The organism is Rubrivirga halophila (assembly GCF_046845755.1).
Lineage (GTDB): Bacteria > Bacteroidota > Rhodothermia > Rhodothermales > Rubricoccaceae > Rubrivirga.
Map to the genome: position 1 here is coordinate 346,091 of NZ_CP177357.1, position 26,497 is coordinate 372,587.

General features: G+C 74.4%; 21 protein-coding genes. 7 read left to right on the plus strand and 14 right to left on the minus strand.

Features of this window, described 5'->3' with window-relative positions; translation table 11 throughout:
* Positions 1-21: 21 nt before the first annotated feature.
* Together ACLIRP_RS01455 and ACLIRP_RS01460 are read right to left on the minus strand one after the other, a co-directional pair.
* Positions 22-420, minus strand: a complete 399-nt coding sequence (locus ACLIRP_RS01455; RefSeq protein WP_412062176.1) for a hypothetical protein — start codon at positions 418-420, stop codon at positions 22-24.
* A gap of 47 nt (positions 421-467) precedes the next feature.
* Positions 468-1,274, minus strand: coding sequence for a hypothetical protein (locus ACLIRP_RS01460; protein WP_412062177.1), 807 nt, complete (start codon positions 1,272-1,274; stop codon positions 468-470).
* Positions 1,275-1,346: 72 nt separating this feature from the next.
* On the opposite strand from ACLIRP_RS01460, the gene argS reads away from it, so the two are divergent.
* From argS to ACLIRP_RS01475, 3 genes are read left to right on the plus strand one after another with little or no spacing between them, the layout of a single operon-like run.
* Positions 1,347-3,131: an arginine--tRNA ligase gene (gene argS / locus ACLIRP_RS01465; protein WP_412062178.1), complete on the plus strand. Its 1,785-nt coding sequence runs from the start codon at positions 1,347-1,349 to the stop codon at positions 3,129-3,131.
* A gap of 10 nt (positions 3,132-3,141) precedes the next feature.
* The gene (locus ACLIRP_RS01470) at positions 3,142-3,414 is read left to right on the plus strand and encodes a T9SS type A sorting domain-containing protein (protein WP_412062179.1); all 273 of its coding nucleotides are present in this window, start codon (positions 3,142-3,144) and stop codon (positions 3,412-3,414) included.
* A gap of 5 nt (positions 3,415-3,419) precedes the next feature.
* Complete coding sequence (locus ACLIRP_RS01475; RefSeq protein WP_412062180.1) at positions 3,420-4,889, plus strand: T9SS type A sorting domain-containing protein; 1,470 nt, start codon at positions 3,420-3,422, stop codon at positions 4,887-4,889.
* Between the two features lie 204 nt (positions 4,890-5,093).
* Here ACLIRP_RS01475 and ACLIRP_RS01480 read toward each other — a convergent pair whose 3' ends face one another.
* The gene (locus ACLIRP_RS01480) at positions 5,094-5,231 is read right to left on the minus strand and encodes a hypothetical protein (RefSeq protein WP_412062181.1); all 138 of its coding nucleotides are present in this window, start codon (positions 5,229-5,231) and stop codon (positions 5,094-5,096) included.
* A 274-nt stretch (positions 5,232-5,505) separates the two neighbouring features.
* On the opposite strand from ACLIRP_RS01480, the gene ACLIRP_RS01485 reads away from it, so the two are divergent.
* Positions 5,506-8,466, plus strand: a complete 2,961-nt coding sequence (locus tag ACLIRP_RS01485; RefSeq protein ID WP_412062182.1) for a xanthan lyase — start codon at positions 5,506-5,508, stop codon at positions 8,464-8,466.
* 35 nt (positions 8,467-8,501) lie between these two features.
* Here ACLIRP_RS01485 and ACLIRP_RS01490 read toward each other — a convergent pair whose 3' ends face one another.
* The 9 genes from ACLIRP_RS01490 to ACLIRP_RS01530 all read right to left on the minus strand — a co-directional run bounded on the left by ACLIRP_RS01490 (position 8,502) and on the right by ACLIRP_RS01530 (position 21,340).
* Entirely contained in the window at positions 8,502-9,389 is an 888-nt protein-coding gene (locus ACLIRP_RS01490; protein WP_412062183.1) for a GNAT family N-acetyltransferase, read from the minus strand.
* Entirely contained in the window at positions 9,386-11,497 is a 2,112-nt protein-coding gene (locus ACLIRP_RS01495; protein WP_412062184.1) for an MFS transporter, read from the minus strand. The genes ACLIRP_RS01490 and ACLIRP_RS01495 overlap by 4 nt, the downstream gene beginning before the upstream one ends.
* A 317-nt stretch (positions 11,498-11,814) precedes the next feature.
* Positions 11,815-13,212, minus strand: coding sequence for a glycoside hydrolase family 10 protein (locus ACLIRP_RS01500; protein ID WP_412062185.1), 1,398 nt, complete (start codon positions 13,210-13,212; stop codon positions 11,815-11,817).
* Positions 13,213-13,607: 395 nt separating this feature from the next.
* On the minus strand, positions 13,608-14,504 hold the full coding sequence (locus tag ACLIRP_RS01505) for a serine hydrolase (RefSeq protein ID WP_412062186.1): 897 nt from the start codon (positions 14,502-14,504) through the stop codon (positions 13,608-13,610).
* Between the two features lie 37 nt (positions 14,505-14,541).
* A complete protein-coding gene (locus ACLIRP_RS01510) occupies positions 14,542-14,907 on the minus strand; it encodes a hypothetical protein (protein ID WP_412062187.1) in 366 nt (121 codons plus the stop codon).
* A 23-nt stretch (positions 14,908-14,930) separates the two neighbouring features.
* On the minus strand, positions 14,931-15,812 hold the full coding sequence (arsN2, locus tag ACLIRP_RS01515) for an arsenic resistance N-acetyltransferase ArsN2 (protein ID WP_412062188.1): 882 nt from the start codon (positions 15,810-15,812) through the stop codon (positions 14,931-14,933).
* The gene (locus tag ACLIRP_RS01520) at positions 15,799-16,098 is read right to left on the minus strand and encodes an ArsR/SmtB family transcription factor (RefSeq protein ID WP_412062189.1); all 300 of its coding nucleotides are present in this window, start codon (positions 16,096-16,098) and stop codon (positions 15,799-15,801) included. Before ACLIRP_RS01520 ends, arsN2 begins: the two co-directional genes overlap by 14 nt.
* 273 nt (positions 16,099-16,371) lie before the next feature.
* Positions 16,372-19,350 carry a choice-of-anchor Q domain-containing protein gene (locus ACLIRP_RS01525; RefSeq protein ID WP_412062190.1) on the minus strand — a complete coding sequence of 993 codons (2,979 nt, stop codon included), beginning with the start codon at positions 19,348-19,350 and terminating at the stop codon, positions 16,372-16,374.
* Between the two features lie 127 nt (positions 19,351-19,477).
* Entirely contained in the window at positions 19,478-21,340 is a 1,863-nt protein-coding gene (locus tag ACLIRP_RS01530; protein ID WP_412062191.1) for an ABC transporter ATP-binding protein, read from the minus strand.
* Between the two features lie 139 nt (positions 21,341-21,479).
* On the opposite strand from ACLIRP_RS01530, the gene ACLIRP_RS01535 reads away from it, so the two are divergent.
* On the plus strand, positions 21,480-22,523 hold the full coding sequence (locus ACLIRP_RS01535) for an ankyrin repeat domain-containing protein (protein ID WP_412062192.1): 1,044 nt from the start codon (positions 21,480-21,482) through the stop codon (positions 22,521-22,523).
* A 40-nt stretch (positions 22,524-22,563) separates the two neighbouring features.
* On the opposite strand, the gene rnz is transcribed toward ACLIRP_RS01535, so the two are convergent.
* Positions 22,564-23,472, minus strand: coding sequence for a ribonuclease Z (gene rnz, locus ACLIRP_RS01540; RefSeq protein ID WP_412062193.1), 909 nt, complete (start codon positions 23,470-23,472; stop codon positions 22,564-22,566).
* A gap of 148 nt (positions 23,473-23,620) precedes the next feature.
* On the opposite strand from rnz, the gene ACLIRP_RS01545 reads away from it, so the two are divergent.
* Complete coding sequence (locus ACLIRP_RS01545) at positions 23,621-24,790, plus strand: hypothetical protein (protein ID WP_412062194.1); 1,170 nt, start codon at positions 23,621-23,623, stop codon at positions 24,788-24,790.
* Positions 24,791-24,965: 175 nt separating this feature from the next.
* Complete coding sequence (locus ACLIRP_RS01550; RefSeq protein ID WP_412062195.1) at positions 24,966-25,340, plus strand: DUF805 domain-containing protein; 375 nt, start codon at positions 24,966-24,968, stop codon at positions 25,338-25,340.
* Between the two features lie 2 nt (positions 25,341-25,342).
* Here the strand turns inward: ACLIRP_RS01550 and ACLIRP_RS01555 are convergent, their stop codons facing one another.
* Positions 25,343-26,443: a LuxR C-terminal-related transcriptional regulator gene (locus tag ACLIRP_RS01555; RefSeq protein ID WP_412062196.1), complete on the minus strand. Its 1,101-nt coding sequence runs from the start codon at positions 26,441-26,443 to the stop codon at positions 25,343-25,345.
* Between the last annotated feature and the right edge of the window lie 54 nt (positions 26,444-26,497).

Below are 26,497 nucleotides of genomic sequence, written 5' to 3' on the forward strand. Positions count from 1 at the left end.
CCCGATACCGCGCTCTACGCGCTACCGATCGCGCCGGAACACCGTCCGCCGCCCGCGTGGGTCGACGACGTGGAGGCGTGGGCCGACAAGCTGGACCTCGGCCTCGCCCGGCAGACCGTTCAGCCGGAGCACGTGCTCGACGAGCACGCCCGTGAACAGCGCCGGGGCGCCCTGCCCCTCGCGCCGGTCCGCCCCGCGCAGGATGACGTGGCCCGTCGGGTTGATCACCAGGACTGTCGACAGCGTGCCGCGCGCGAGGTCGGCCGTCGCCCCGGGGTCGCCGACGACCTCGACGGCGGTCCACCGCCCGACGAGCGACACGCCACCGAGCCGGACGTCGCGGTCGGGCGCGATCTGGGCGCTGGCGGAGGCCGCGAGGAGGGCCGCGAGGAGGGCCGCGAAGAGGAGGGGGCGGAGCATGGGCATCGGGGCGGGCGGAGTCCGCGCCCGTCGGTCGGGACGCGTGCTCAGTCGGCGTCCAGGGTACGCACGGCGGACGCGTCGGGCCGTTGACCCGTGGGGCCTCGGTCGCGCGCCAGCACGCCGCCGGGCCGGACGAACGGCGCCACGACCGCCAGGGGAACGCCGATGTGGAACGCGCGCGGGTCGACGGCCGAGAGCTGGTTCGGGAGGACGTGGACCACGATCGAGTCCGGCGCCAGCGTCCAGTCGATCCGGCCCGCGCGCAGGGCGTCGAGGCCCGCCGCGTACGTGGCCTCCGCCCCGATCTGCTCGACGACCGCGCGCTCGACGGCGTCCGCCAGCGCCTCCGCCCACGGCGTCCCGGGCGCGAACAGGTCGGCGCTGGCGACCGGGCGGCCGGTCGTGAGGTCGTACGTCAGGGGCAGGAACGCCGTGTTGGCGTCCGCGCCGCCGGTAAAGACGGCCACCTCGACGAGGGCGCTGAACAGGTCGTCGGAGATCCAGACGCGCTCGGGCCCGCCGGTCACCCGGATCGGAAACTCGGGCGGCCCGGCGAGCGCGGGCGGCGCGGCCGGGCGGAAGTCGGCGGCGAACGCGGCGACGGTGTCCCGGATCGCCGCGTTCACGGCCCGGAGCGCCGAGGCCATCGGGGGCCCCGACATGCCCCGAATCTGGGGGTACCCGATCGCGACGGTGTGCCGCCGCTCGGGCTCGGCCCGGAGCAGGGAGTCGACGCCGACCGTGAACGACGGGCCCGAGGCGGGGAGCGGCGGAGTCGGGGGCGCTGCGGCGTCGGAGGGGGCGTCGGCGCACGCGGCGAGCGCGAGCAGGGCGACGAGGGCGAGGCGCATGTGAACAGCGGGCGATGGCCGGGGCCGTGCCTACGCCCCGGTTAGCTTGGCGGTCCACGCCGTTTGATGACCATGGAAGACTCGCTCGCCGCCGCCGTCCGCGCCGCCCTCGCCCGGTTCCCGGACTTGCCCGCCGACTTCGACCCCCAGACGGTCGAGGTCGCCTTCGAGACGCCCAACGACCCGAGCCACGGGGACCTCGCGACGAACGTCGCGCTCCAACTCGCCAAGCCCTTGCGCCGCGCCCCGCGCGCGATCGCCGAGGGCATCGCCGCGCACATCGCGCTCGACCCGGCGACCGTCGCCGCCGTCGAGATCGCCGGGCCGGGCTTCCTCAACATCCGCTTCGCCAGCGACCACCTGCAGGCCGGGCTCGCGGACATCCTGGCGGCCGGCTCGGACTACGGCCGGACCGAGGGGCACGTCGGCGAGACGGCGCTCGTCGAGTACGTCTCAGCCAACCCCACGGGCCCGCTGACGGTCGGCCACGGCCGCAACGCCGTGCTCGGCGACACCGTGGCGACGCTGCTCGCGTGGACCGGCTACGACGTCCGCCGCGAGTACTACTTCAACGACGCCGGCCGCCAGATGCGCGTGCTCGGCCAGAGCGTCCGCGCCCGCTACCAAGCGATCGTCCGGCCCGACACGCCGACGAAGACGCTCGACGACGGGCTCGTCGTGCCGGAATCCTTCCCCGAGGACGGCTACCGGGGCGACTACATCACCGAGATCGCGCAGGGGCTCGCGGACGAGCACGGCGACGCGCTCCTCGCGTCCGACGACGGCTGGAACGCGGCGGCCGTCGCCGAGGGGCAACTGCACCCGACCGGCGACCCCGACGAGGCCGGGCTGGCGCCCTTCAAAGAAGCCGCCGAGGCCTCCGTCTTCGGCGACATCATGGGCGCGCTCCGCCGCCTGGGCGTCCGCATGGACTCGCGTTTCAACGAGCGGACGCTGTACGAGGGCGAGCCGGGCAAGGTCTGGGAGGTCGTCGAGCAGCTCAAGGCCAAGGACCTCGCGTATGAAAAGGACGGCGCCGTCTGGTTCAAGACGAGCGCGCTCGGCAAGACGGTCACGACCGACGGCGAGGAGGAGGGCAAGGACGTCGTGCTCGTCAAGTCGTCCGGGGAGCCGACGTATCGGCTGCCCGACATCGCCTACCATCTCGACAAGCTCGACCGCGCCGACCTCGTGCTCGACGTGTTCGGGGCCGACCACATCGCGACCTACCCGGACGTGATCCGCGGCGTCCGCGTGCTCGCGGGCGACCACGCCGCCGAGCGCATCGACGTCGTCGTCTACCAGTTCGTGACGCTCGTCCGCGGCGGGCAGCCGGTCAAGATGAGCACCCGGAAGGCGACGTACGAGACGCTCGACGACCTGATGGACGAGGTCGGCGCCGACGTGGTCCGGTTCTTCTTTCTCATGCGCGCGCCCGGCACGCACCTCGAGTTCGACCTCGACTTGGCGACGGAGGCGTCCGAGAAGAACCCCGTGTTCTACCTCCAGTACGCGCATGCCCGCATCGCGTCGATCGAGCGGAAGGCCGCCGAGACCGTCCCGGCCGGCACGCCGGACCTCTCGCTGCTGACCCACGCCAGCGAGGAGGCGCTCGTCAAGACGCTGCTGCTGTTTCCCGAGGAGATCCGCCAGGCCGCCGAGGCCCGCGCGCCGCACCGGCTGGCGACGTTCCTGCGCGAGGTCGCCACGGCGTTCAACGCGTTCTACCGCGACTGCCGCATCGTCGGCGAGCCCGACGACCTCGCCACGGCCCGACTGGCGCTCGCGCGAGCGGCGCGGACGGTGATCGGGAATGGGCTGACCGTCCTCGGCATCTCGGCGCCGGAGTCGATGTAGGGTGCTCGCGGTGGCGTCCGTCTCCGGTGGATTGGGAGCGCCGTACCCGAACCCAGGGACGGGCGTCGTGGCCGTGCCGTACCGGGTGGCCGAAGCAGGCCGGGCGCGGGTCGTGGTGCTCGACGTGCTGGGCCGCGAGGTGGCCGTGCTCGCCGACGGGGCCCATGCGGAGGGCGCGCACCGGGCGGTGCTGGCGGCGGGGTCGCTGGCGCCGGGGACGTACGTTGTGCGCCTGAGCGCGGCGGGCCGCACGGAGGCCCGGACGCTCACCGTGCTCCGGTAGCGCCCATGCCGATCCGACTCCTCGTGCTCCTCGCTCTCACGGGCACGGCGGCGGCCCAGCCGTCGCCGCCCGACGTGGCCTGGGAGTTCGTCGGCCCGGACAGCATCGCGGTGTGGGACATCGGTCTCCTTGACAGCGGCGATCCGTTTGGGCTCCCGACAGACCCATACGCCGCGCTCCGCATCGCGTCGAGCCGCTACGAGAATGGCGTCTACCGACTCGTGAACCCGATTGGCGGACCGGCCGCCCCTGACTCCGGGGCGGCGTGGACGTTCACCGGGTTCGACTTTGTCGTCGACGCGCTCTACGCCGACACGTCGGGTCTGGTGCTCGCCGCTCACGGGACGGGTCCGCGTCCGTTCGTTCGCTCGGGGGACTTCGGGGCCACCTGGGACAACGTCGACACCGACGACTGCGACGGGTCCGGGGTCGACTCCGAGCTCCACCGGACGAGCGGGCCGGGCCGCGAGGGCACGCTGTGGCTCCTGTCGGGGCCGTGCCGGAGCGACGACGCCGGGTGGACCTGGACGAAGGTCCTGGAGTCGGCCCCGGAGTACCTCCGCCAGCTCGCCTTCGCCGAGGTCCCGGCCTCGGCGGCGTTGCCCGCCGGGCGGCTCCTGATGGGCGTCGGGGCCGGGGCGCTCTATTCCGACGACGGGGGCCGGACGTTCGCGGCGTCCTCGCTCTACGGCGACGCCTTCTGGATCGTCTCGGGGCTAGCCGTGGCCCCCGACGCGGGCCACCCGTACGGGGCCGCCGTGTACGCCGCCGCGCTCGGGCCTCGGAGCCGGGGCGGCGACGTGTACGTGTTCGCCAGCGACGACGGGGGGATCACGTGGGAGCGCCGGTCGGCGCTGGTCCAGGCCGACTACGGGTTCGACCGGCCCGACCTCGCTGGGGAGCCCGAGGTGGTCGCGCTGGGGGACGGGTCGCTCGTGCTGGCCGTCCGGCGGGTCGAAGGGGGGCCGTTCGGCCGGGACCGAGGGGCCGTGCTGTGGTCGGGCGACGGGGGCCGGACGTGGTCGCCGCTGGGCGGGCTGGCGCCGTGGTCGGGCGAGCGCCCCCCGACGGGGGCGTGCGGGTCGGCGCCGAGCGCGTGCCCGGGCGGCGTGTGGCCGGGGTGGGGCGCGTCGACGCTGGCGGTGGACGCGAGCGGTCGGGTGTGGGCGGGGACGGACAACGGGGTGTGGCGGACGACGGGCCCGGCGTGGGCGGTCGCGGGCGAGCCTGCGCCAGCCCCGAAATCCCTCTCCGTCGCGGTCTTCCCGAACCCGACCGCTGGCGGCGCGACGGTCGAGGTGTCGCAAGCCGCGCGGATCGTGGTCGTGGACGCGCTGGGTCGGGAGGTGGCGGTGTGGGACGGCGCGCGGCGCGTCGAGGTGGACACGTCGGGGTGGGCGCCGGGGGCGTATGTGGTGCGGGCGGTGTCGGCGAGCGGGGCGCGGGCGACGGCGGGGCTGGCGGTGGCGCGGTAGGGCTTGCGCTCGGCAGGCCCCCCGTCCGCGCGGCGACAAGGGGGAGGGGTTGACGCCAGCACTGAGCAGCCTCCGCCAGCATGGCACGACGCCACGCGGACTGGCTCCGCCGCCGCCAGTCCTCCCCAGATGGCGCTCCGTGTTGCGCGCCCAAGCGGGGGGTCTGCCGAGCACGGCGACCGTCGCAACACGCACGGCAACCAGTCAAAGGAAAACGGCAGCCTGCCGGACGCGCACGGTCACCGGGCGACTGAGCGCGGCGACCGCCAGAATGTCCACGACGACGGTGCAAACGAGCCCGGCGACCGGGTAAACGCGCACGTCGACTGGCGAAACGTCCACGGCGACCGGTCAAATGAGCGCGACGACCGGCGAAACGTGCACGGCGACCGGCAGAATGCGTACGAACACCGGTGATTGTGCGCGTCTTTGTGGTGCGCGAGTTCGTGTCAACGATGCGCGTCCGTGTCTGGCGGGGGATCGTGGGGCGGCGGTCGGTGGCCGCGGGCATCCGAGCAAGGCTCGCGAGCGCCGAGGCCCTGCGGAGGGGCCGCACGCCGGGGCGGCCGAACGGACCGCCGGGCCGGGCGTACCGTGCCGACCTCCCCCCGCGCCCATGACCGCCCGCCTCGCCGTCGTCCTCGCCGTCTTTGTCGCCGGGTGCGGCGCGTCCGGCCCTGCCGTCGACCCGACGCCCCGGTCAGCGCCGCCGACCCCGCCCTCGCCGCCGCGCACAGAAGTGATCGAGACGGCCGCGAAGACCGCCGAGGCACGGGCGGGCGTGACCGCCGCGCTGGCGGCGTGCCGGTCCGGCGGGTGCGGGGTCCCGGTCGCGAGCGGGGTCGAGCTGGAGGAGATCGCCGTCGTGCGCGACACGGTCGTCGTGCGGTTCTCGCGCGACCTCGGCGACGCGCCGATGCGGCCGGCGACCGTCGCGGCGTTCGAGCGGGCGATCGCGCGCGGCCTGCGGAGCGGGTATCCGGGCGCGCCGGTCCGCGTCGAGACGCGCGGCGACGCCCTCGCCGCGCTCATCCCCAACGCCGAGCGCGCGCCGCACGAGCGCGACGCGAGCCGCGTCTGGGCCCCGCCCGTGGACGGCCCGCCGCTGACGCAGGCGGACGCGGCCCCGCTTGCGGCCGGGCTCAGCGGGCGCCACGTCGCGCTGTGGCCCAGCCACGGGTGGACCTACAACGCGGGCGCGAGCGACTGGGGCTGGCAGCGCCCGCGCCTGTTCACGACCGTCGAGGACGTGCTGACCGTCGGCTTCGTGACGCGCGAGCTGGCGCCGATGCTGGAGCGCGCCGGGGCGGTCACGCTGCTTCCCAGGGAGCGCGACCCCCTGCCCACCGAGGTGATCGTCGACGACGGCACGCCGGGCTATTCCGAAACCGGGCTCTGGATCGACGGGCCGGTCGGGTTCGGCGCCCGCGCGCAGTACGCCGACGGCGTCTTGCCCTTCCGCGTCGGCCGCTCGCGCGCCGCCGCCGGGAGCTCCGCCGCCAGCACCGCCGCGACGTGGACGCCGGACCTGCCGCACGCCGGCGCCTACGCCGTCCACGTCAGCTACGCCGCCGGGCCCGACCGCTCCGACGCCGCGCGCTACCGGATCGCACACGCGGGCGGGACGACCGACGTCCTCGTCAACCAGTCGATGGGCGCCGGGACGTGGGTGTACCTCGGCACGTTCGAGTTCGAGGCCGGGCGGGCGGGGTCCGTCACACTGACAGCTGCGACCGCGGGCGAGACCGTCTCCGCCGACGCCGTCCGCTTCGGGGGCGGGCTCGGGATCGTGGCGCGCGAGGGCCGGACGAGCGGGCGCCCGCGCTGGCTGGAGGCGGCGCGCTACTACGAGCAGTTCGCCGGCGCTCCCGCCAGCGTCTACAACCTCACCGGCGCGCCTGACGACGACTACACCGACGACTACCGCAGCCGCGGCGAGTGGGCCAACTGGCTCCGCGGCGCGCCCTTCGGCCCGACCGACGACCGCGACAACCCGGGCCTGGGCATCCCCGTCGACCTCGTGCTCGCGTGGCACACCGACGCGGGCATCCGCCGCGACGGGCTGGTCGGCACGCTCGCGATCTACAACGTGCCCGGGATGGACTCGACGCGCGTGTTTCCGAACGGCGTCTCGCGGCTCGCGAATCGGGACCTCGCCGACGGCGTCCAGACGACGGTCGTGAACGACCTCCGCGCGCTGTACACAGAGGCCTGGCCGCGGCGCCCGTTGTGGGACCGCGCCTACTCCGAGGCGACGCGCCCGACGGTCCCGGCGCTCCTCCTGGAGTTGCTCTCGCACCAGAACTACCGCGACATGCGGCACGCCCTCGACCCGCGCTTCCGGTTCGACGCCGCACGCGCCGTCTACAAGGGCATCGGACGGTTTCTCGCCGAGCAGCGCGGCGAGCCGTTCGTCCCCCAGCCCCTCCGCCCGACGCACTTTCAGGCACTTCTCGGCGGCGCCGAGGTGGCCCTCGGCTGGCGCCCGCAGGCCGACCCGCTGGAGCCGGACGCGGCACCCGACGCCTACGTCGTCTACACCCGCGACGGCGAGCGCGGGTGGGACGGCGGGACGCGCGTCGAGGGTACGGGCGTCCGCCTGCCCGCGCCGCCGGTCGGCGTCGTGCGGAGTTACCGCGTGACGGGCGTGAACGCGGGCGGGGAGGGGCAGCCGTCCGAAGCCCTCGCGGTCGGCCGCGCGGCCGGCTCGGGCGGGACGGTCCTCGTCGTCGACGGGTTCGACCGCATCGCGGCGCCGGATGCTATCGACCAACGCACTCGGGCGGGCTTCGTCGACCCCGTCGGCGTGCCGGACGGACTGGGCGTCGTCGCCGTCGGCGCGCAGCGCGAGTTCGACCCGTCGGCCGAGTACGTCTCGGACGCCCGCCCGGGCTGGGGCGCGAGCGGGGGCGAGCTGGAGGGCCGGGCGATCCGGGGCAACGACCGCGACCACGCCGCCGCGCACGGCCGCGCGCTCCTGCAGGCGGGCCGCTCCTTTGGGTCGGCGTCCGACGAGGCCGTCGCCAGCGGGTCCGTCGCGCTGCCGGGCTTCGCCGCCGTCGACTTGGCGCTGGGACTCGAAAAGCGGACGCCGTGGCCGGACCCCGACGACACGCGACCGCCGGCCTTCGAGGCGCTCCCCACCGCCCTCCGCCAACGGCTCGGCGCGTATCTCGATGGCGGCGGCGCCCTCGTGGTGTCGGGCGCGCACTGGGCGAGCGACGCGGCAAGCGACCCGGCCTCGGCGGCGTGGGTCCGCAACCGCCTGGGTGCGGAAGCGGCCGGCGTGGCGGTCCCCGGCGAGGCGCCGGCGACGCGGGCGCTCGCGATGGAGGGCACCTTCGTGCCGTTCGTGACCGAGTACGGGCCCGACCACACGGCCGTCCGTGCCAGCGACGTGCTGGCGCCGGTCGGCGAGGGGCGGACGGTCCGCTATTACGGCGACTACGAGCGGCCCGCCGCCGTCGCGCGCGGCCGGACGGTCAGCTTCGCGATCCCCTTCGAGGCCGTCACCGACGACGACCTGCGCGCGGCGCTGATGGTCCACGCGCTGGGGCTCGCGGAGAGCGGCGAATAGGGGCGTTCCGCCGCGGCGGGGGCGATCGCAAGCCGCTACCCGAGCGCCTTCGCCAGCCGCCGGTACCGCCGGGCGACGGTCGCGCCGACCGCCAACTCATAAAACGGGAGCGCGGCGGCCCAGCCGATCACGGCCTGCTCGCGCCCGCCGTCGCGCAGATCCCGCAGGCCGCGGCGCAGGAGGACGGCGCCGATGCCGAGCTCGCGCGCCTCGGGCGCCGTCCCCATCGGGCCGAACCGCCCGCGCGCCAGCGGGGTGACGCTGTGGGCGGCGAACCCGAGCACGTGGTCCTCTCGCACGGCGACGTGGAGCGGCGGCGGGTCTTGGGCCAGCGCCCGGTCCGCCTCGGCCCGCCACGCCGGCCAGTGGGCGTCCAGGAGCGCCGCGAGCCCGTCGCGATCCGATTCGCGCGCCCGGTGGACGGACACGCCCGCCGCCGCCAGCCGCGCCTCGTCGTTGGCCGTGTCGAGTGGCTGGTCGAGGTCGGCAGCGAGGTCTACGGACTCGGCGAAAGGAGCGTAGCCGCGCGATTCCACGAACGCGAGCGCCTCCGTGGCGCGCGCGTCGACGCCGGGCGTGAGGTAGACCGGCGCGCCCTCGACGAGCCGCGCCTCCGTCGCGCCCCGCTGGCGCAGGTCGGTTTCGATCGCCTCCAGCAGCGCCGTGCCGACGCCCTGCCGCCGCGCGTCGGGGGCGACGAGCACGGCGCGGACGCTGCCTCGGACCTCGTCGGCGACGGGCCACAGCGCGCCCACCGCCAGCCCGACGAGCCGGCCGTCGGACTCGGCCGCGAGCGCGTTCGCGCCGTCGCCCCAGAGCAGGTCTGCGAGCGCGTCCGGCGCCAGCGGGTAGAGTAGGGCGCCGGCGGACCACAGCGCGTGCGCGGCGCCGAGGTCGTCGGGCCAGAGCGGGCGGACGGTCACGCCGCCGCCGGCTCCTCCTTTTTCTGGCCGAACGTCGGGTCGATCTTGATCCGCGCGGTGACGAGGAAGCTTGGGATCGTCGCGATCAAGACCCAGACGAAGAAGCTCTGGTAGCCGACGATGTCCTCGAGCCAGCCCGAGAACATGCCCGGGATCATCATGCCGAGCGCCATCAGGCCGGTGCCGATCGCGTAGTGCGCCGTCTTGTGCTCGCCGTCGGCCACGTAGATGAGCACGAGGAGGAAGGCCGCGAACCCGAAGCCGTAGCCGAACTGCTCGAGCGCGATCGCCGCGTTGATGACCAAGAAGTTGTCGGGCCGGGCGACGGCCAGGAAGAGGTAGACGGCGTTCGGGAGGTTGATCGCGAGCACCATCGGCCAGAGCCACTTCCCGATCCCGTCGCGCGCGGCCAGGATCCCGCCGAGCACGCCGCCGATCGTCAAGCACAGCGCGCCGACGGTCCCGTAGACGAACCCGACCTCGCCGGTCGTCAGCGCCAGCCCGCCGGCCTCGACGGAGTCGAGCAGGAACGGCGCCGCCAGCTTGACGAGCTGGGCCTCGGCAAACCGGTAGAACAGCACGAACGCGACCGCGATGCCGACCTCGGGCTTCTCGAAGAACGACGTGATGGTCTCGGCGAACGGGCTGCCCGAGAACGGGAGCGCCCGGAACATGCGGCCCCACGGCCCGGTCGTGCGCGGCGCCACGAGCCCGGCGGCCATCATCGGGATCAGCAGGACGAGGAGCGTCGGGATGAAGAGCGCCAGGAAGGCGAGGTACTGCAGGATGCCGCTGCCGCCGCCCGCGCCGTCGGCGTTCGGCACGTCGACCGCCGGCCGGGGGAGGGCGACGGTGTGCCACGCCATGATGAGCAGGAAGACGCCCGCGAGCACGAAGAACGTGATGGACCACGCGAGCGGGATGTTGCCGGACGTCGCCCGGAACGTCGCCGCGGTCGGCGCATCGAGGCTGCGGTCGAGCTGGACGACGGCCAGGAACGGGCGGTCCCAGTTGGCCTCGGTAAACGTGAACCGCTGGCCGCCCTCGACCAGCTTCAAGCTCTGGTCGCCGTCCTCGATCCCGAGGTTGACGGCGACCTCCTCGCCGGCCGGCGGCGGGCCCGACAGTCGGAACGCGACGACGCCCACGTTCCCGGCCACGTCGGAGGCCGCCTCGCGCTCGGTCCCGAAGGCCGCTTCGAGCGCGGCGCCGAGCGGGCCCGAGATCGTGCGCCCGAACCACGACGGCCCGTCGTCGCTGGTGGCCGGCCCCTCGTCGACGGGGTAGAACCCGGCGGCGGTGTTGGCCTCCCGCGCCTGGGCGACGAGGGCGGCCGTCTCGTCGGTCGGGCGGAGCGCGAGCGGGATCGCGAGGTCGTCGGCCGAGGCCGACAGCGTCAGGTCGCCGCGCTCGGCGCCCGCGCCCGACGTCCGGTCGGTCGCCGCCAGCGGTAGCTCGGTCGCTTGCGCCAGCGAGTCGTCGGCGGCGGCCGGCACGGCGCGGACCTCCACGTCGACGGCGCCCAGCCCGGTCGAGCTCTCGAGCGCGCCCGCCAGCATCGGGACCAGACCCGAGACGGCGATGATGGCGGCCCGGTAAAAGGTGCTCCGGATGCCGACGTACCACGCCTGGTCGTGCTCGTCGAGCGCCAGCATGTAAAAGCCGTCGGCCGCGATGTCGTGCGTGGCCGAGGCGAACGCGAGCAGCCAGAAGAACGCCAGCGAGCCCTGCACCCAGAGTGGCGTCGGCAGCGTGAACGCGACGCCCGCCAGCCCGCCGCCGATCAGCACCTGGGTCGCCAGGATCCACAGCCGCTTGGTCTTGAGCACGTCGACGACCGGGCTCCAGAACGGCTTGATGACCCAGGGCAGGTACAGCCAGCTCGTGTACAGCGCGATGTCGGTGTTCGTCATCCCCATCCGCTTGTACAGGATGACGGCCAGCGCCATCACGGCCATGTAGGGCAGTGCCTCGGCGAAGTACAGCGACGGCACCCAGCGCCACGGGCTCCGCTGGTCCGGCGCGCCGGCCGTGTCGAGCCCGACGCGCGGGTCGCCGTCGGTGACAGTCGTGGCGGCGGAGGCGTCGGGGAGCGGGGCGTCGTCCATGCGAGGGGCGGGGGGAGAGGACCGATGGTACGGACGGGCCGCCCGCAAGCTCCACCGGGTCACGCGCTGCGTGCCTCGGACAGACTTCGTTGGAGATGTGGTGCTCGGCAGACCCCCCGCTCGGACGCGCACGGGGACAGCCAACCTGTGGAATTGGCGCGCCGCGTCCAAGCTGGCTGCGCCGCCGCTTCGCGGTGTCCCCCTTGCCAAGGGGGACAGTCCGCGCGGCGGCGTATTGGACTGGCGGGATGCCCCGGTGCTGGCCCCAGCGCTCCCTACCAGGCGTCGCGCGGACAGGGGTCTGCCGAGCTGAGCGCCTACTCGACGGCCACCACGCGCGCGGGCCCCTCCACGCCAGACGGCCCGATCGCCGACACGGCCACGTCGGTGACCGGCAGGCTGCCCGCCGGGAGCACGAGCGTCCCGACGTCGGCCGACACCACGTGCCACGTCCACGCCCCGCCCCGCCGCTCGCGGACGACGTAGCGGCGGACCGCGCCCGCGCCGCCCGGCTCGGCGATCACGTCGACGGCGCGGCCGCGGGCGACGGCCGCCACGCGCGGCGCGTCCGGCGCCGAGGCGTCGAGCCACGGCGACGCGGGCACGAGCGCGGGCTCGGCGTACGAGCCCGCCGCCAGCCGGTCGCCGAGCGCGCGGCCGGCGAACAGCGCCTTCATCGAGAAGTGGATCGTCCCCGTCGCCTCGGGGTCTCGGCGGACCAGCTCGACCTGGTCGACGATCTCGCCCGGCGTGTAGCCGCCCACGTCGGGCAGCGTGCGGCTGTCGTAGAGGCCGGGCCACAGGTGCCGCCCGCTCGCGTTCTCGGCCCCCCACCAGTCGAGCAGGGCGGGGAAGCTCTGGCCCCGGCTGTCGATGGCCCAGTACAGCTGGGGCGCGAGGTAGTCCAGCCAGCCCTCGCGCCACCACTTCCGCGCGTCGGCGTAGATCTCGGCGTACTGGTCGAAGCCGGTCACCGACGCCGGGTTGCCGGGCCGCCAGATGCCGAACGGGCTGATCCCGACCAAGACGTGCGGCTTCTCGGCCTTGACCTCGCGGTAGAGCCGCTCGATAAAGCGATCCACGTTCTGGCGGCGCCAGTCGTCGCGGCTGAGCGTCTCGCCCGCCGCGCGCGCCCGGGCGTAGCTGTCGGCGTCGGGGAACTGGACGCGGCGCCCGCGCGCGTTGACCGGGTACGGGTAGAAGTAGTCGTCGAGGTGGATCCCGTCGATGGCGTAGCGCCGGACGATGTCCAGGATGACGTCCATCGAGTGGTCGGCGGCGTCGGGCTCGCCGGGGTCGAGCCACAAGTAGTCGCCGTAGCGGCGGACCAGGTCGGGCCGCTGGCGCGCGATGTGGGTGATGTCGTGCGTGCCCGGGCCGGCCGGGTGGCCGGCGCGGTACGGGTTGACCCAGGCGTGCAGCTCGAGCCCGCGCGCGTGGGCCTGCTCGAGGGCAAACTGGAGGGGGTCGTACCACGGGTTCGGCGCGCGGCCCTCCTGGCCGGTGAGGTAGCGCGACCACGGCTCCCGCGCCGAAAAGTAGAGGGCGTCGGCAGCGGGCCGCACCTGGAGCACGATCGCGTTGAGCCCGACGGCGACGGCCCGGTCGAGCAAGCGCACCAACTCGTCTTTCTGCTGCGTGGTCGTGAGGTCGGGCGTGCTCGGCCAGTCGATGTTGGCGACCGACGCGACCCAGGCGCCGCGGAACTCGCGCATCGGCCCGGGCAGCGTGCTCGCGTCGACGATCTCGCCCCGCTCCATCGGGTCGGCCGGCGGCGGGGCGGGCGGCGCCGGTGGGGCGGGTGGTGTTACGACGACGGGCGGGGCGGGCGCGGGCGGCGGGGCCACACGCTCGGGACCGGCGCACGCGGCGACCGCCAGCAGGAGCAGAAGGGGGAGGCGACGGAGAGGCACGAGCACAGGGAGAAGGGCGCGGAGTCTACGCGCGCGCGCCACCGCCGCTCCCGGCCCCCGCCCACCTCGGCGCCGGGGTGGGCACACCCGCTTGCGTGACGCGTCTCTGCTCCGGCGCGACGGCCCCCCCTGTCCGAGCGCCCATCGCTGCACTCAGGGGCGCTCGGACAGGGGGAGGGGGGCGACCGCCGCCCTTTCTACCGCACCAGCGCCGCGTGGACGGCCGCCGCGATCTCCGCCCCCAGCCGCGCCGACCGCTCGCGGTCCGCGATCCCCTCCGTCAGGATCACCAGCACGTACGGGGCGGAGCCGCGCGGGTACACGACCGCCGCGTCGTGGTGGATCTCGGTGATCCAGCCCGTCTTGTGGGCCACGCGCGTCCCCCGGGGCAGCCCGGCGGGGATCATCTCGTTGAAGGCCTGGTCGTCGAGCACGTCGAGCATCTCGGCGTCCGCCTCGGGCGACACGGCGCGGCCGTCGCGCAAGGCCGCCAGCAGGGTCGCGAGGGCGTCGGCCGTGGTCTCGTTGTTGAGGCCGGCCTCGAACGCCTTCAGGTCCTCGACGCCCCGCAGCACCCGCATCCCGGGCGCCCCCAGGCGGTCGACGGTCGCCTGAACGGAGTCGGCTGTGACGAGCCCGATCAGCAGGTTCGTGGCCAGGTTCGACGAGGTCGTGATGGCGCGGTCGACTAGGTTGCGGAGCGATAGCGTCTGGCCCCGCACCTCGTACAGCGCGTCGTCGGTGTCGTCCTCGATGGCGTACGCCGACCCGTCGACAATCGACCGGAACCGGTTCTCGACGAGGACGGGGTCGTCCCAGGCGCGGCGCCCGTCGGCGACTTGGCGAAACGCCTCGATCATCACCGGCACCTTCATCGTCGAGGCCGCGTGGAACGGGCGGTCACCGAGGCGCGCGTACCGCGTCTCGGCGTCGCCGCCGCCCTGGCGCACGGCCACGGCGACCGTCGCCTCGGGGTAGCGGGCGACGACGGCTTCGACGGACTCCACGAGCGGTTCGGCGGGGGCGACGGGCACGGCGGCGGGGCCCGCGCAGCCGACGGCGGCACACGCAAGCAGGGTGAGGGGGAGGCGCATGTCGTGCACGTTACCCCCGCTGGCGCCAGCCGCCTGCTTACAGGCGCCCGGAGATCTCCATCTCCAGCCACCGGGGCAGCGGGTCGCCCGTCGGGTAGAGCTGGGCCCGCGAGCGGAACCCCTCCTCCGTCGTCGCCTGAACCAGGATGTCGGCCGTCTGCGCCGAGCCCCGGCGCGACGACGTGGTGATGACGACGCCACCGGCCTCATCGCGGTACGACTCGACGCGCACGCCGGTCTGCTGGAACGTCGCGCCGATGGCGTCGATGACGGCCTCGGGCGACCCCTCGAAGTAGGTCCACTCGAAGGGGTCGGGGCGGCCGACCGCCTCCTCGAACGTCGAGCAGCCGGCGGCGAGCACGGTGAGCAGGGCGAGGGCGGCGACGAGCGGGATGCGAGACATGACGGTGGAGGCGGACTCCGGCCTCAACGAGCGCCGCCCGTCTCCGGTGCCCGGATCCCCGCAGGGCTCAAAGCTTTGCCCATGCAGACGGCCGACGCCGGGCACAGGCCGGCAAACTCCGTCGACGCCCGGATCGCGGGTGGCGCGGTCTCGCGGTCGATCGGCGACCAGCCGAGGGCCTCGAAAAAGGGCGCGGCCGTCGTCGTCAGCAGGATCAGCTCCGTCAGCCCCGCCGCCCGCGCGGCGGCCTCGGCGGCCGTCACCAACCGTCGGCCCAGCCCGGCCCCGCGCGCCTCGCGTGCGACCGCCAGCGACCGCAGCAGCCCGGCGTCGCCGGTCGGCTCGACGGCCACGCAGCCGACGACGGCGCCGTCGCGGCGGGCGACGAGGAACCGCTCGCGGTCGGCGTCGGACAGGTCGGAGGAGGGCAGGCCGCTGGCGTCGAGCAGCGCGCGCACGGCGGGCCACTCGGCCGGCGTCGGGGCCGAGAGGCCGCCGAACTCGGCGTCGAGCCAGGCGGCGATCTCGTCGCGCACGGCGCGGAACGAGGCGGCGTGCGCGGCCTCGGGCGCCGCCGAGGGGTCGCGGAAGGCCTGGTGCACGTTGCGCTCGCGCGCCGGGAGGTACGGGCACGCCTCGCGGGCGTTGTCGCAGACCGTCACCACGACGTCGAACGCGCGGTCGCCGAGGTCGTCGATGGTCTTCGAGGTCTGCCCGCTCGCGTCGATGCCGACCTCGGCGAGCGCGGCGACGGCGCCGGGGTGGACCCCGCGCGCGACGGTCCCGGCGCTGAACGACTCGTAGCGGTCGCCCCAGCGCTCGCGCAGGAGCCCCTCCGCGAGCTGGGAGCGCGCCGAGTTGTGGGTGCAGACGAACAGGACGGAGCGGCGGTCAGCAGCAGACATCAGGCGTGAGGGAGTCGACGAAGGTGCGGAGGTGGGCGGCGAGCGCCGCCAGCGCGGCGGGGTCGAGGCAGTAGCATGAGCGCGGGCCGTCGGTCGTGCCGCAGATCAGCCCGGCCTCGCGCAACACCTTGAGGTGCTGCGAGACCGTCGACTGCGCCAGCCCGACGATCTCGACGACCTCGCCGCACACGCACTCGCCCCGCGTGCCGAGCACGCGCAGGATGGCGATCCGGGAGGGGTGGGCGAGGGCCTTGGCCTGGCTCGCGAGGCGGTCGTCGTCGGTCATGGGCGAGAAGGGGGCGGCGGGCCGGAGCCCGCCGCCCGCGTGATCAGCAGCAGGTGCGATCGTCGAGGCCGTCGGGGCAGCACTCGTCGTCGTCGCAACACGGGAGGAAGGTCGTCATGGGACCGGGGGTGTGGGTGGAACAAGTCCGATCGCTGATCGGCGATTAACGATAAGTCACCGCGCAGGCGATGTCAAGCCTCCGGTGGCGGTCCCGAAAAACGAGGCCCCCCGCCGGAGCCGGGGGCCTCGCGCCCGCCCGTCGGAGGGGGACCTCTAGCGGACGACGGTGACCGGCAGCGTCGTCCGGACGTGCAGGCCTTCGAGGACCAGCACGTACGCGCCGGTCGCCAGAGCCGACCCGTCGACCGACACCGTGACCGGTCGGCCCGCCTCGGCCGGGGCCGCGAACAGTATCTGGACGCGGCGCCCCATCGCGTCGTAGAGCGTGACGGTGACCGGCTGGGCCTCGGCGACGGAGAAGCTGGCGGTCGTCCGGGCCGAGAACGGGTTCGGGCGGGCCGTCAGCGAAACCGGCGCGTCGGCGGCCGTCGCGAGCGACGGCGGGCCGGCGTCGGCCGACGAGCCCGGGAACGGATCGCCGCTGGTGTTCTGGGTGCCCGGCGAAAAGTCGACGGGGTTCGTCGCGATGGTCGAGTGCGGGACGAACCCGCCCGTCAGGTCGGGCTCGCGCGCGAGCGCCTGGGCCGTCGCCGAGCCGTCCGGGCCGGCGGTCCCGTACGCGACGGAGGCCACGAGCACGCCGCCCGCGTCGCGCAGCTCGACGACGTCGCCCGTGTTGCTGAGGCCGTTCCCGATGGTCCCGTCGTCGACGAAGACCAGGGCGCCGCCGAAGAGCCCGGTCGGCGTCCCGCCGCCGAACAGGACCGCCGCCTGGTCCGGGCCGAGGATGGTGGCGGCGGGGAAGGTGAAGTCGCCCGCCGTGTCGTCGTCGCCGAGCGTGTAGCCCGAGAGGTCGAGGTCGGCCCCGCTGACGTTGACGAGCTCGACGAACTCGTCCTCGCTCGAGCTGCGCGTGCCGTCGCCGTTGGCGTCGCCGGCGGTGCCGGCGGGCGGATCGTAGAGGACCTCGTTGAGAACGATGGGCGCCGCGCCGGCCTCGAAGGCGCCGACGTCGTCGGAACCGTCGTCGCGGGGTTCGCCGCGCTGGTCGATGGTGAGCGCGGTGGCGCCGGCGTCGATGGCCGGGGAGCCGGCGCCGAGCGCGAGCGTCCGGGTCGGGCCGCCGTTGTCGGCGAGCATCTCGAGCAGCGGGTCGGTCGAGAGCTGGTCGTTGGCCTGGGCCGGGAAGGCGGCCGCGCTCGGGGCCGTCGAGATCACGTTGTGGTCGTCGGACCCGTAGCGGCCCTGGAGGTCGGGGCCCTGAAACCCGGCCGTGTTCTCGGCGACGATCGTGTTCTGGAGCGTGACGAACCGGTCGCCGCCGTTGTTCGGGTCGGTGTTGAAGAGCCCGCCGCCGGAGGTCCTTGCCGTGTTCCGGGCGACCGTCGCCGAGAGGAGCGAGACGACGGCCTCGTCGGAGTAGACGCCGCCGCCGAAGCGGGCCTCATTCCCGGCGACCGTCGAGTTGGAGACGGTCGCGGGGCCGTCGGCAAAGAGGCCGCCGCCGCGAAGCGCGTGGTTGGCGTAGACCAGCGACTCCCCGACGAACGCCCCGATGAGGACGCCGCTCGTCGCCTGGGCGTCGGCGCTGCGGCCGCGCGTCTTCTGGACCGTCGACCCTTCGGGCGGTGGCGTTTCGGTCACGGCCTGCTGGAAGAGCCCGCCGCCGCGCGGGGCCCGGTTGTCCGTCACCTCCGTTCGGAGCACGTCCATGGCGCCCGTGCTGGAGGCCCACAGCCCACCGCCCTCGTTCGCAGCCCGGTTGCCCGAGACCGTCGTGCCGTCGAGCGAGACGAAGCCGTCGCCGGTCATGTGGAGGCCGCCGCCGTTGCCGGGCGCGGTGCCCGCCACGTTGCCGGTGAGCGCCGTGCCGTCGGTGAGCGTGACCGTGGCCTGACCGAGCGTCTCGATGCCCCCGCCCGCGCGCGCGGCGCGGTTGTCCGAGATCGTCGCGTCCGAGATCGACGCCGAGCCCCCGTTGACGAAGAGGCCGCCGCCGGACCCCGAGGCGCCGGGTGCGCGGTTGTCGGCGATCGTGACGCCGGTCGCGAAAAGCTCGGCGCCGTCGACGTAGATCCCGCCGCCGCCCTGGTCGGAGGCCGGGCCGTCGGCGAAGTTGCCCGTGACGTCCATGCTCTCGAGCGTGAGGCTGGCCGAGCCGCCGACCCAGAACGCGCCGCCCTCCTGGGCGCGGTTGCCCACGGCCGACGACGGGCTGCCGAACCCGGAGACGGTGACGGTCGCGTCGCCCGCGATGTGGACCGCGCCGCCGTTGCCCGGGTTGGCCCCGGCGGTGTTGCCGATGAACTGGGAGTCGAGGATCGTGACGGTCCCACCGACGAGCTCGATGCCGCCACCGGCCCGCTGGGCGCGGTTGTCGGTAAAGGTCGACGCCTCAATGTCCACGTCGGCGACGTTCGGGCTGGAGATGGCGCCGCCCGAGCCGGACGTGCCGATCGCGCGGTTGTCGATAAAGGTGCTGGCGTCGACGAAGAGGACGCCGGCGTTGGAGTAGATCGCCCCGCCCCCCTGATCGGAGGCGTCGCCCCGTGCGCGGTTGCCCGTGAACGTGGAGGTGACCGCGCTGAGCGCGCCGCCGTCGGAGACCCAGATGGCCCCGCCGCTGCCCGAGACCCTGTGGTTCGAGAACACCGTGTCGGTGACCGTCAGCCGGGCCAGGCCCGAGAGCAGGACGCCGCCGCCGTCGGCGGGGTACCCCGTGCCCGCCGTGCTGCCGGCGCTCGTGACGGTGAGGTCGTTGAGGTCCACGTCCTCGTCGCTGGAGACCTCGAAGGCCCGGGCACCCGCGGCGGCCGAGACGGTCGTGGCAGCGGCCCCGTTGCCGGTGAGGATCAGCGCCTCGGTGATCGTGATCTGCGAGGTGAGCTGGACGAACGTCACGCCCGCGTCGAAGACGACGGTGTCGTCGGCGTCGTCGCCGGCCACGCACCCGCCGACGCCGGCGTCGGTGTTGGCGGACTCGATGGCCTCGCGCAAGGTGCACCCGCCGGAGCCGTCGTCGGTGTCGGAGTCGACGGTGATGGTGGCAGCGTGGGCGGGGGCCGCGAGCAGGACAGCGACGCACACGACCGAGAGAGTGGCGAGGCGTCGATAGGGGGTAGACGTGGACATCGGACGAACCAGTGAAAGGGAGGCCACAGGCCTGGCACCGTCACGGGGGTCTTCAAGGATACAGGACCGCGGGGAACTACCGAGCGCAGGGCGCCAGGAATTTCCTCCGACGTGCTTGTCCCGTGTGCTACGCCGCGGTCCGCTCCTGATCGGCGTACTGCAGTTCGTACAGGCGCCGGTACAAGCCGTCGGCCGCCAGCAGCGCCTGGTGGCCGCCCCGCTCGCGCACCTGGCCTTTGTGCAGCACCAAGATCTGGTCGGCGTGCTGGACCGTCGAGAGCCGGTGGGCGACGACGATCGCCGTTCGCCCCTCCATCAGCACGTCGACGGCGCGCTGGACCATCTCCTCGGTCTCGGTGTCGACCGACGACGTGGCCTCGTCGAGCACGAGCACGGCCGGGTCGTAGAGCAACGTCCGCACGAACGAGAGCAGCTGGCGCTGGCCGAGCGACAGGGTCGCCCCACGCTCGCCGACCGGCGAGCCGTACCGCTCGGGGAGGCGGTCGATAAACGAGTCGGCCCCGACGAGCGCCGCCGCTTCGGCCACGCGCTCCGCCGACACCTCCGCGCCGAGCGTGACGTTCTCCTCGATCGTGCCCGAGAAGAGGAACACGTCCTGGAGCACGAGCCCGACTTGGCGCCGCAGCTCGCCGAGCGGGAGGTCCTTTACGTCGATCCCGTCGATCGTGACGCGGCCGCGCTGGGGCTCGTAGAACCGCATCAGCAGCGACAGGATCGTGGTCTTCCCCGAGCCGGTCGCGCCGACGAGCGCCAGCGTCTGCCCGGGCTCCGCGGTAAACGAGACGTCGCGGAGCACCCAGTTCCAGTCGGGGGACGGCGCAGACTCGGTCTCGTCAGCCCCTTGCCCCTCGTCCCTTACCTCTTGACCCTCATCCTCCGGGAGCCGCTCGTACGCGAACCACACGTTCTCGAACGCGATGCGGCCGGCGCGTGCGGCGGGGAGGGCGGCTGGCTCGGCGGGCTCGGGCAGCGACTGGTCGTCGTCGAGCAGGTCGAACACGCGCTCGGACGCGGCGAACGCGCTCTGGATGGAGTTGAGCTGGTCCGACAGGTTGCGGACGGGCTCGAAGAACATCCGGACGTACTGCACGAACGCGATCAGCGTGCCGATCGTGACGGCCTCGCGCATGGCCTCGGTCCCGCCGAACCAGATCACCAGCGCCAGCGCCGCCGAGGCGATGATGTCGACGACGGGGTAGAACAGCGCGTAGTAGTGGACGGTCTGGATGTGCGCGTCGCGGTGGGCGTCGTTCACGGCCTCGAAGCGGCGCTGCTCCTCGGCCTCGCGGCCGAAGATCTGGACCACGCTCATGCCCGTCACGTGCTCCTGGAGGAATGCGTTGAGGCGGCCGACCTGCTTGCGGGTCTCGCGGTACGCCGCGCGCATCTTGCGCCGGAAGACCTCCGTCACGAGCACCATCGGCGGGAGCGCGAGCAGCGCCACCAGGCCCAGCTCGGGGTCGAGCGAGAGCATGAAGTAGCCGATGAACAGCAGCCGCGCGAGGTCGCCCAGGATGGTGACAGCCCCAGCCGACAGCAGATCCGCGAGCGCCTCGATGTCGGACGTGGCGCGCGTGATTAGCGTGCCGATCGGCGTGCCGTCGAAGAACGCCAGCCGCTGGCGCTCGATAAAGCGGAAGACGCGCGTGCGGAGGTCGTAGAGCGCGTTCTGCCCGACCCACTGCGTGAGGTAGCCGAGCGCGAAGTACGCCACCCCCTCGGCCACGAGCACGCCCGCGATGAGCCCCACGATGCGGAGCAGGCCCGGCAGGTCGCCCGTGACGATGTGGTCGTCGACGGCGGTCTGGACCAGGCGCGGGCGGAGCGGGCCCAGGAACGCGACGACGAGCGTCAGCGCGAGCGCCGCGGCGACGTGCCAGCGGTACGGCCACAGGAGCGCGCCCAGGCGCCGCGCCAGCCCGCGCGGGGGGCGCCAGGCGGGCGTCGCGGGGGTCGGGGAATCAGCCACGGGGGCCTACCCCGGACGGGGCGGGCGCGGTTCCGACCGCCCGCCGAGGGCGGCGGCGATCGGGCACGGCGTGGCGCCCCTCTTGACACGATGCCTCGGCCGACCTAACGTCGGCCGCCTCCACCCTCGGCTCCCATCGGTGACCCTCTCGACGTGTGTCTGGGTGATCATCGGGCTGGCCGCCACGGCCGCCGCGACCCCCTCTGCCGCCGCGCAGTCCTGCGAGCGGGCGTCTCGGCTGGCGTTCGTCGCGTCCTCCCCCGCTAGCGACCTCTCCGAGCTCGTCGCCCTCCTCGATGCCGGGGTCGGCATCGATTGCTACAGCACAGGCAAGACCGCGCTGATGCACGCGGCCCGGTGGAAGAGCCACGCGGCGCTCGCCCACCTCCTGGAGCGGGGGGCCGACGCCTCGCTCCGGAGCACGGACGACGGGTGGACGGCGCTCCAGTACGCGGTCTCGGAGAGGGACGCGGAGGCCTCGCGGCTCCTCGCGGGGCATCTTGGCGTCCCCGACCCGCTCGCCCCGGCGGACCCGCCCCGCCCCGTCCCGCCGCCGGCCCCGACTCCGGCCCCGACCCTCCCGCGGACCACCGGCGGCACCCGTTGGGCGCCGTTCGGCACGTACCGGGTCGGCGACCGGGTCCAGGTCTGGACCGCCGCCGGCTGGCGGTCGGGGACCGTTACCGACGTGGGCAACGCGACGAACGACGGGACCCTCGCGTCCCGGGCCTACGAGCGGAAGTACCGCGTCGCCGACGACCGCTTCGGCGGCGATGGCGACTGGTCCGACTGGGGCCTCGTGGCCGGGCTCGACCGGGAGCCCTGGTGGACGTCCCACTTTGTCGGGGTCTGGGCGCTCGGCGAAACGATGGCCGTGAACACGTACGCCGAGGGGCGGACGGAGACGACGGAGGTCTCGTACGGCGCGGCGACGGAGACGCTCCGGGTCGGGGCCGACGGCACCTACGTCTGGCGGGGGCACGAGCGGCGGCCGTCTCGCGGCCGGTGGGTCCCGGCCGAGGGCGTCCCGGGCGTCGTGCTCAAGGCCGGGCCGGGGGGGCGCGACTGGACCCTGTTCAACCAGTCGAACGCGACCGAGGAGAACCTCCGCCGGGTCGAGACGGCTCGGCTCTTCGCCGACGGCCAGATGAGCGTGGCGGCCAAGCGCTCCCTCGGGCCTTGACGACAGCAGCGACCTCAAGACCGACGCTCGCGGCGGCGCCTTAGCGCCGGACCTCGTAGCGCCGGAGCTCTTCGGCGGCCTCCGACTCGGGGAAGACGGCCCGCGCCTCGGCCACCAGGCCGTCCGTCTCGGCGTAGCGCGCCGAGAAGTGGGTGAGCAGCAGGCGCCGGGCGCCGGCGTCGCGGGCCACCTCAGCGGCCTGGCGCGCGGTCGAATGCGCGACGGCCTCGGCGCGGTCGGCGTGGGCCTGGGTGAACGTCGCCTCGTGGAGCAACAAGTCGGCCTCACGGGCGAGCGCCCGGCCGCCGTCGCAGGGGACGGTGTCGAGCACGTACGCGAAGGCCCCGCCCGGCCGGGGCGGCCCGACGAGCCCGTCCGGCGCGAGCTCGGTCCCGTCCGCCAGCGCGACCGTCTCGCCCCGCTTGAGGGCCTCGAACTGCCAGCCCTCCGTCACGCCCGCCGCCCGGGCCGCCGCCCCGTCGATGCTGCCCGGGCGCTCGCGCTCCTGGTACCGGTACCCCCAGCACGGCACGCGGTGCTCGAGGGGCCGCGCCTCGATGGTGATTCCGTCGTCCTCGAACACGACCGCGCCGTCCTCGTCGGTCAGCTCGCGGAAGGTGAGGGGGTAGGGGATGGCGGCGACCCCGGGCAGCGAGGCGATCCCGGCGATCCCCTGGGGCCCGACGACCGTGAGCGGCGTGTCGCGCTCGAGCAGCGACAGCGTCGTCAGCAGGCCGGGCAGGCCGAACAGGTGGTCGCCGTGGAGGTGCGTGACGCAGATGGCGTCGAGCGGGCCGCGCGTCAAGCCGCCCCGGACGAGCTGGAGCTGAGCGCCCTCGCCGCAGTCGAACAGCACGCTCCGGCCCTCGCGGCGGACGAGCGTGCCGGACAGGTGGCGCGAGGCGGTGGGGACGGCAGCGCCGACGCCTAGGGGGACGACATCGAACATGGCGGCGAGGGGGGCGCGTGCGTACCGCGCTCGGGCGCCGGTGATTCGTGCGGGGCGTCGGCCGGGGCTCGAAGACTCGGGAAATCAGGCGTCCGCGGCAACACGGGTGGGGGGGCGCGGGTTGGCGGCGCGGATCCCTCCCCGCCCGATGCGCTTCGCCGTTCTCTTCGCCGTCCTCGCCACCCTCCCCGCCTGCCAGGCCGTCCGCGCGGACCTCGCCGAGACCGAGCGCGAGGCGGTCCAGTCGGCGAACGCCGACCGGCCCATCACCGGGGCGCCCGCCGAGGCCCCCGAGGTCGACGCCGACGACCCGCTCCGCTTCGACGGCGAGCGCCACCTGCGCAACGTCCGCCAGCTCACGTTCGGCGGCAACAACGCCGAGGCGTACTGGAGCCCCGACGGCGACCGGCTCATTTTCCAGAGCGACTGGTCGGCCATCAACTCGCAGGGCTGCGACCAGCAGTTCGTGATGTCCGTCGCCGACGGGGCGGGCCCGGACGGCGACGGCGCGACGCTCGTCTCGACCGGGAGGGGCCGGACGACGTGCGGCTACTTCCTGACCGACGACCGCGTCGTTTACGCCTCGACGCATCCCGGCGGCCCGGCTTGCCCCGTGACCGCGGCCTCCCAGACCGGCCGCTACGTCTGGGACATTTTCCCGACCTACGACATCTTCGTCGCCGACGCCGACGGCTCGAACACCGAGCTCTTGATCGGCGGGCCCGGCTACGACGCCGAGGCCACCGTCAGCCCCGACGGCCGGTTCGTCATCTTTACCTCGACGCGCTCCGGCGACCTCGAGCTGTGGCGGTTCGAGGTGGCGACCGGCGAGCTCCTCCAGCTCACCGACACGCTCGGCTACGACGGCGGCGCCTTTTTCTCGCCCGACGGCACCCAGATCGTCTGGCGCTCGTCGCGCCCGACCGGCGCCGCCGCCGACGCCTACCGCGCCCTCCTGGCGAACGACACCGTCGAGCCCGGCGCGCTCGACCTCTACGTGGCCGACATCGACGGCGCGAACGCGCGCCGCGTGACGCGCCTGCCCGGCGCCAACTGGGCGCCGTTTTTCCACCCCTCCGGCGAGTCGCTCATCTTCGCGAGCAACCACCACACGATGGCCGAGGGCGGCCGCGAGTTCGACCTCTTCCTGGTCGACATCGCCTCGGGCGACCTCGAGCGCGTGACGTTCAGCGGCACCTTCGACGCCTTCCCCATGTTCTCGCCCGACGGCACCCGGCTCGTCTTCGCCTCGAACCGGAACCTCAGCCGCACGCCCAGCCGCGATACCAACGTCTTCGTCGCCGACTGGGTCGAGTAGCGGGGCGGCCCCGGGCCGCTGGCGCCGACCGGCCCGTTTCTGAGAATCGCGAGCGCTGGAGTCGGCTGGATCGCGGCGCGGGGTGCAGGCGTGACGCATCGGAATGCCGTAGCGCTGTCGCCCGTTACGGGGCCGCCCGAGCGCGAGCTTGCGGTCCCGCGTTCCCGCCGTCGCCGTGTCCCCGCCCGCCGCCTACCTCGATACCCTGGCCCGCTTCGCCGACTTCGACGGCCGGGCGTCGCGGTCCGCGTTCTGGGGGTTCTGGCTCGTCCACGGCGGCATCGGGCTGACGCTGCTGCTGGCGTCGGCCGTCGTCGCCGAGCAGGCGGCGCTGGGGTTCGTCGCGGGCGGGATGGTGTTCGCGACGTACGCCGCGCTCACCTTCTTCCCCGCGCTGTCGCTGATCGCCCGGCGCCTCCACGACGTCGGCCGGACGAGCTTTTGGGCGGCGCTCCTCTTGGTGCCCGTCGTGGGGTGGGCCCTGCTGGCGGCGTGGCTGGTGCAGCCCGGCGAGCCCGTGCCAAATGCCTGGGGGCAACCGGCCGATTGAGGCTAGCCCGTCAGCAGGCGGGCGGCGACGCCGGCCCGGCTCCCCACCTCCAGCTTGGCGAGCACGTTTTCGACGTGGTGCCGCGCCGTGTGCGGGCTGACGAACAGGCGCTCGGCCAGGTCGGCGTTCGAGCACCCCTGGGCGAGCAGCACGGCGACCTCGGCCTCGCGCGGCGTCAGCCCGTGGCGCTCGCGGACGGCCTCGGGGGGCGGCAGCGCCGGCGCGAGTGGCGGCTCCACGGTGACGAGCAGCGTGGGCTCGGCGCCGAAGAGGCCGGGGGGGAGGGCCGTCGCGCGGAGCGTATAGCGGCCGCAGCCGGTGGTCACGGTCGCCTCCCCGCCCGCGGCCGGGCGGGCGTCCGGGTCTCGGAGACGCAGCGCGTGGCGCCCGAGACGCGCCAGCGCTGGCGCGAGCGCCGATGCCTCGGCGGGGTCCGCGAGCAGGCGAGACAAGGCGGGCGTGCGGTGGCGCTCGCGCCCGTCGGGGCCGAGCGCCAGCAGCGGGGCGTCGATGGCGTCGAGCGCGGCCCGGTGCGTGCCGAAGCGGGCGACCGTGTCGAGGCCCGCGCGGAACGCGGGGAGCAGCACGGCCAGGAGCGCGTCGGTCCGCTCGGCGTGGGGGAAGGCGCCGTGGCGGCGGTGCAAGACCCACACCATCGCCTCGCCGTCGGGCGCGCGGTCCACCATGCCCACGAAGTCGCGGTAGCCCTGGCGGCGGAGCGCGTCGATCAGGAGACCCTGCCGGAGCTGCACGCCGTGCGCCTCGACGAGCTGGCGGTTGGCGTCCCAGCTGAACGTGTGGAGGGCCCGCTCGCGGCGGAGCCGGTTCCACAGGTCCGTCACCGGGTCGCTAAAGCGGACGCCGTCGGCCTGGACGGCGTCGACCATCGTCTGGAGACTCGCGACCACGTCCGTGGCGTCCTCGCTGGCGAACGGGAAGGCCTCGGACCCGATCTGGACGACGACGCCCGTGCCGCCGACGAGGTCGCGGACGGCGGCGCCGGCCGCGAGCAGCCAGGCCTGCGGGTCGGGCGCGGCGAGGGGGCTCAGCAACAGCTGGTTGGCGGCGCCGAGCCGGGCGAGGTCGCTCGTGGAGAGGCGCATGCGACGCGGGGCGCCGGGCACGCGGACCCCAGCGCAGGTGTCGGCCGCGAGTGT

Bases quoted from the DNA above. Each gene is read 5' to 3' on its own strand.
- ACLIRP_RS01455 (WP_412062176.1), bottom strand. From the start codon at position 420: ATGCTCCGCCCCCTCCTCTTCGCGGCCCTCCTCGCGGCCCTCCTCGCG.
- ACLIRP_RS01460 (WP_412062177.1), bottom strand. From the start codon at position 1,274: ATGCGCCTCGCCCTCGTCGCCCTGCTCGCGCTCGCCGCGTGCGCCGAC.
- argS (WP_412062178.1), top strand. From the start codon at position 1,347: ATGGAAGACTCGCTCGCCGCCGCCGTCCGCGCCGCCCTCGCCCGGTTC.
- ACLIRP_RS01475 (WP_412062180.1), top strand. From the start codon at position 3,420: ATGCCGATCCGACTCCTCGTGCTCCTCGCTCTCACGGGCACGGCGGCG.
- ACLIRP_RS01485 (WP_412062182.1), top strand. From the start codon at position 5,506: ATGACCGCCCGCCTCGCCGTCGTCCTCGCCGTCTTTGTCGCCGGGTGC.
- ACLIRP_RS01495 (WP_412062184.1), bottom strand. From the start codon at position 11,497: ATGGACGACGCCCCGCTCCCCGACGCCTCCGCCGCCACGACTGTCACC.
- ACLIRP_RS01500 (WP_412062185.1), bottom strand. From the start codon at position 13,212: ATGCGCGAGTTCCGCGGCGCCTGGGTCGCGTCGGTCGCCAACATCGAC.
- ACLIRP_RS01505 (WP_412062186.1), bottom strand. From the start codon at position 14,504: ATGCGCCTCCCCCTCACCCTGCTTGCGTGTGCCGCCGTCGGCTGCGCG.
- ACLIRP_RS01510 (WP_412062187.1), bottom strand. From the start codon at position 14,907: ATGTCTCGCATCCCGCTCGTCGCCGCCCTCGCCCTGCTCACCGTGCTC.
- arsN2 (WP_412062188.1), bottom strand. From the start codon at position 15,812: ATGTCTGCTGCTGACCGCCGCTCCGTCCTGTTCGTCTGCACCCACAAC.
- ACLIRP_RS01520 (WP_412062189.1), bottom strand. From the start codon at position 16,098: ATGACCGACGACGACCGCCTCGCGAGCCAGGCCAAGGCCCTCGCCCAC.
- ACLIRP_RS01525 (WP_412062190.1), bottom strand. From the start codon at position 19,350: ATGTCCACGTCTACCCCCTATCGACGCCTCGCCACTCTCTCGGTCGTG.
- rnz (WP_412062193.1), bottom strand. From the start codon at position 23,472: ATGTTCGATGTCGTCCCCCTAGGCGTCGGCGCTGCCGTCCCCACCGCC.
- ACLIRP_RS01545 (WP_412062194.1), top strand. From the start codon at position 23,621: ATGCGCTTCGCCGTTCTCTTCGCCGTCCTCGCCACCCTCCCCGCCTGC.
- ACLIRP_RS01555 (WP_412062196.1), bottom strand. From the start codon at position 26,443: ATGCGCCTCTCCACGAGCGACCTCGCCCGGCTCGGCGCCGCCAACCAG.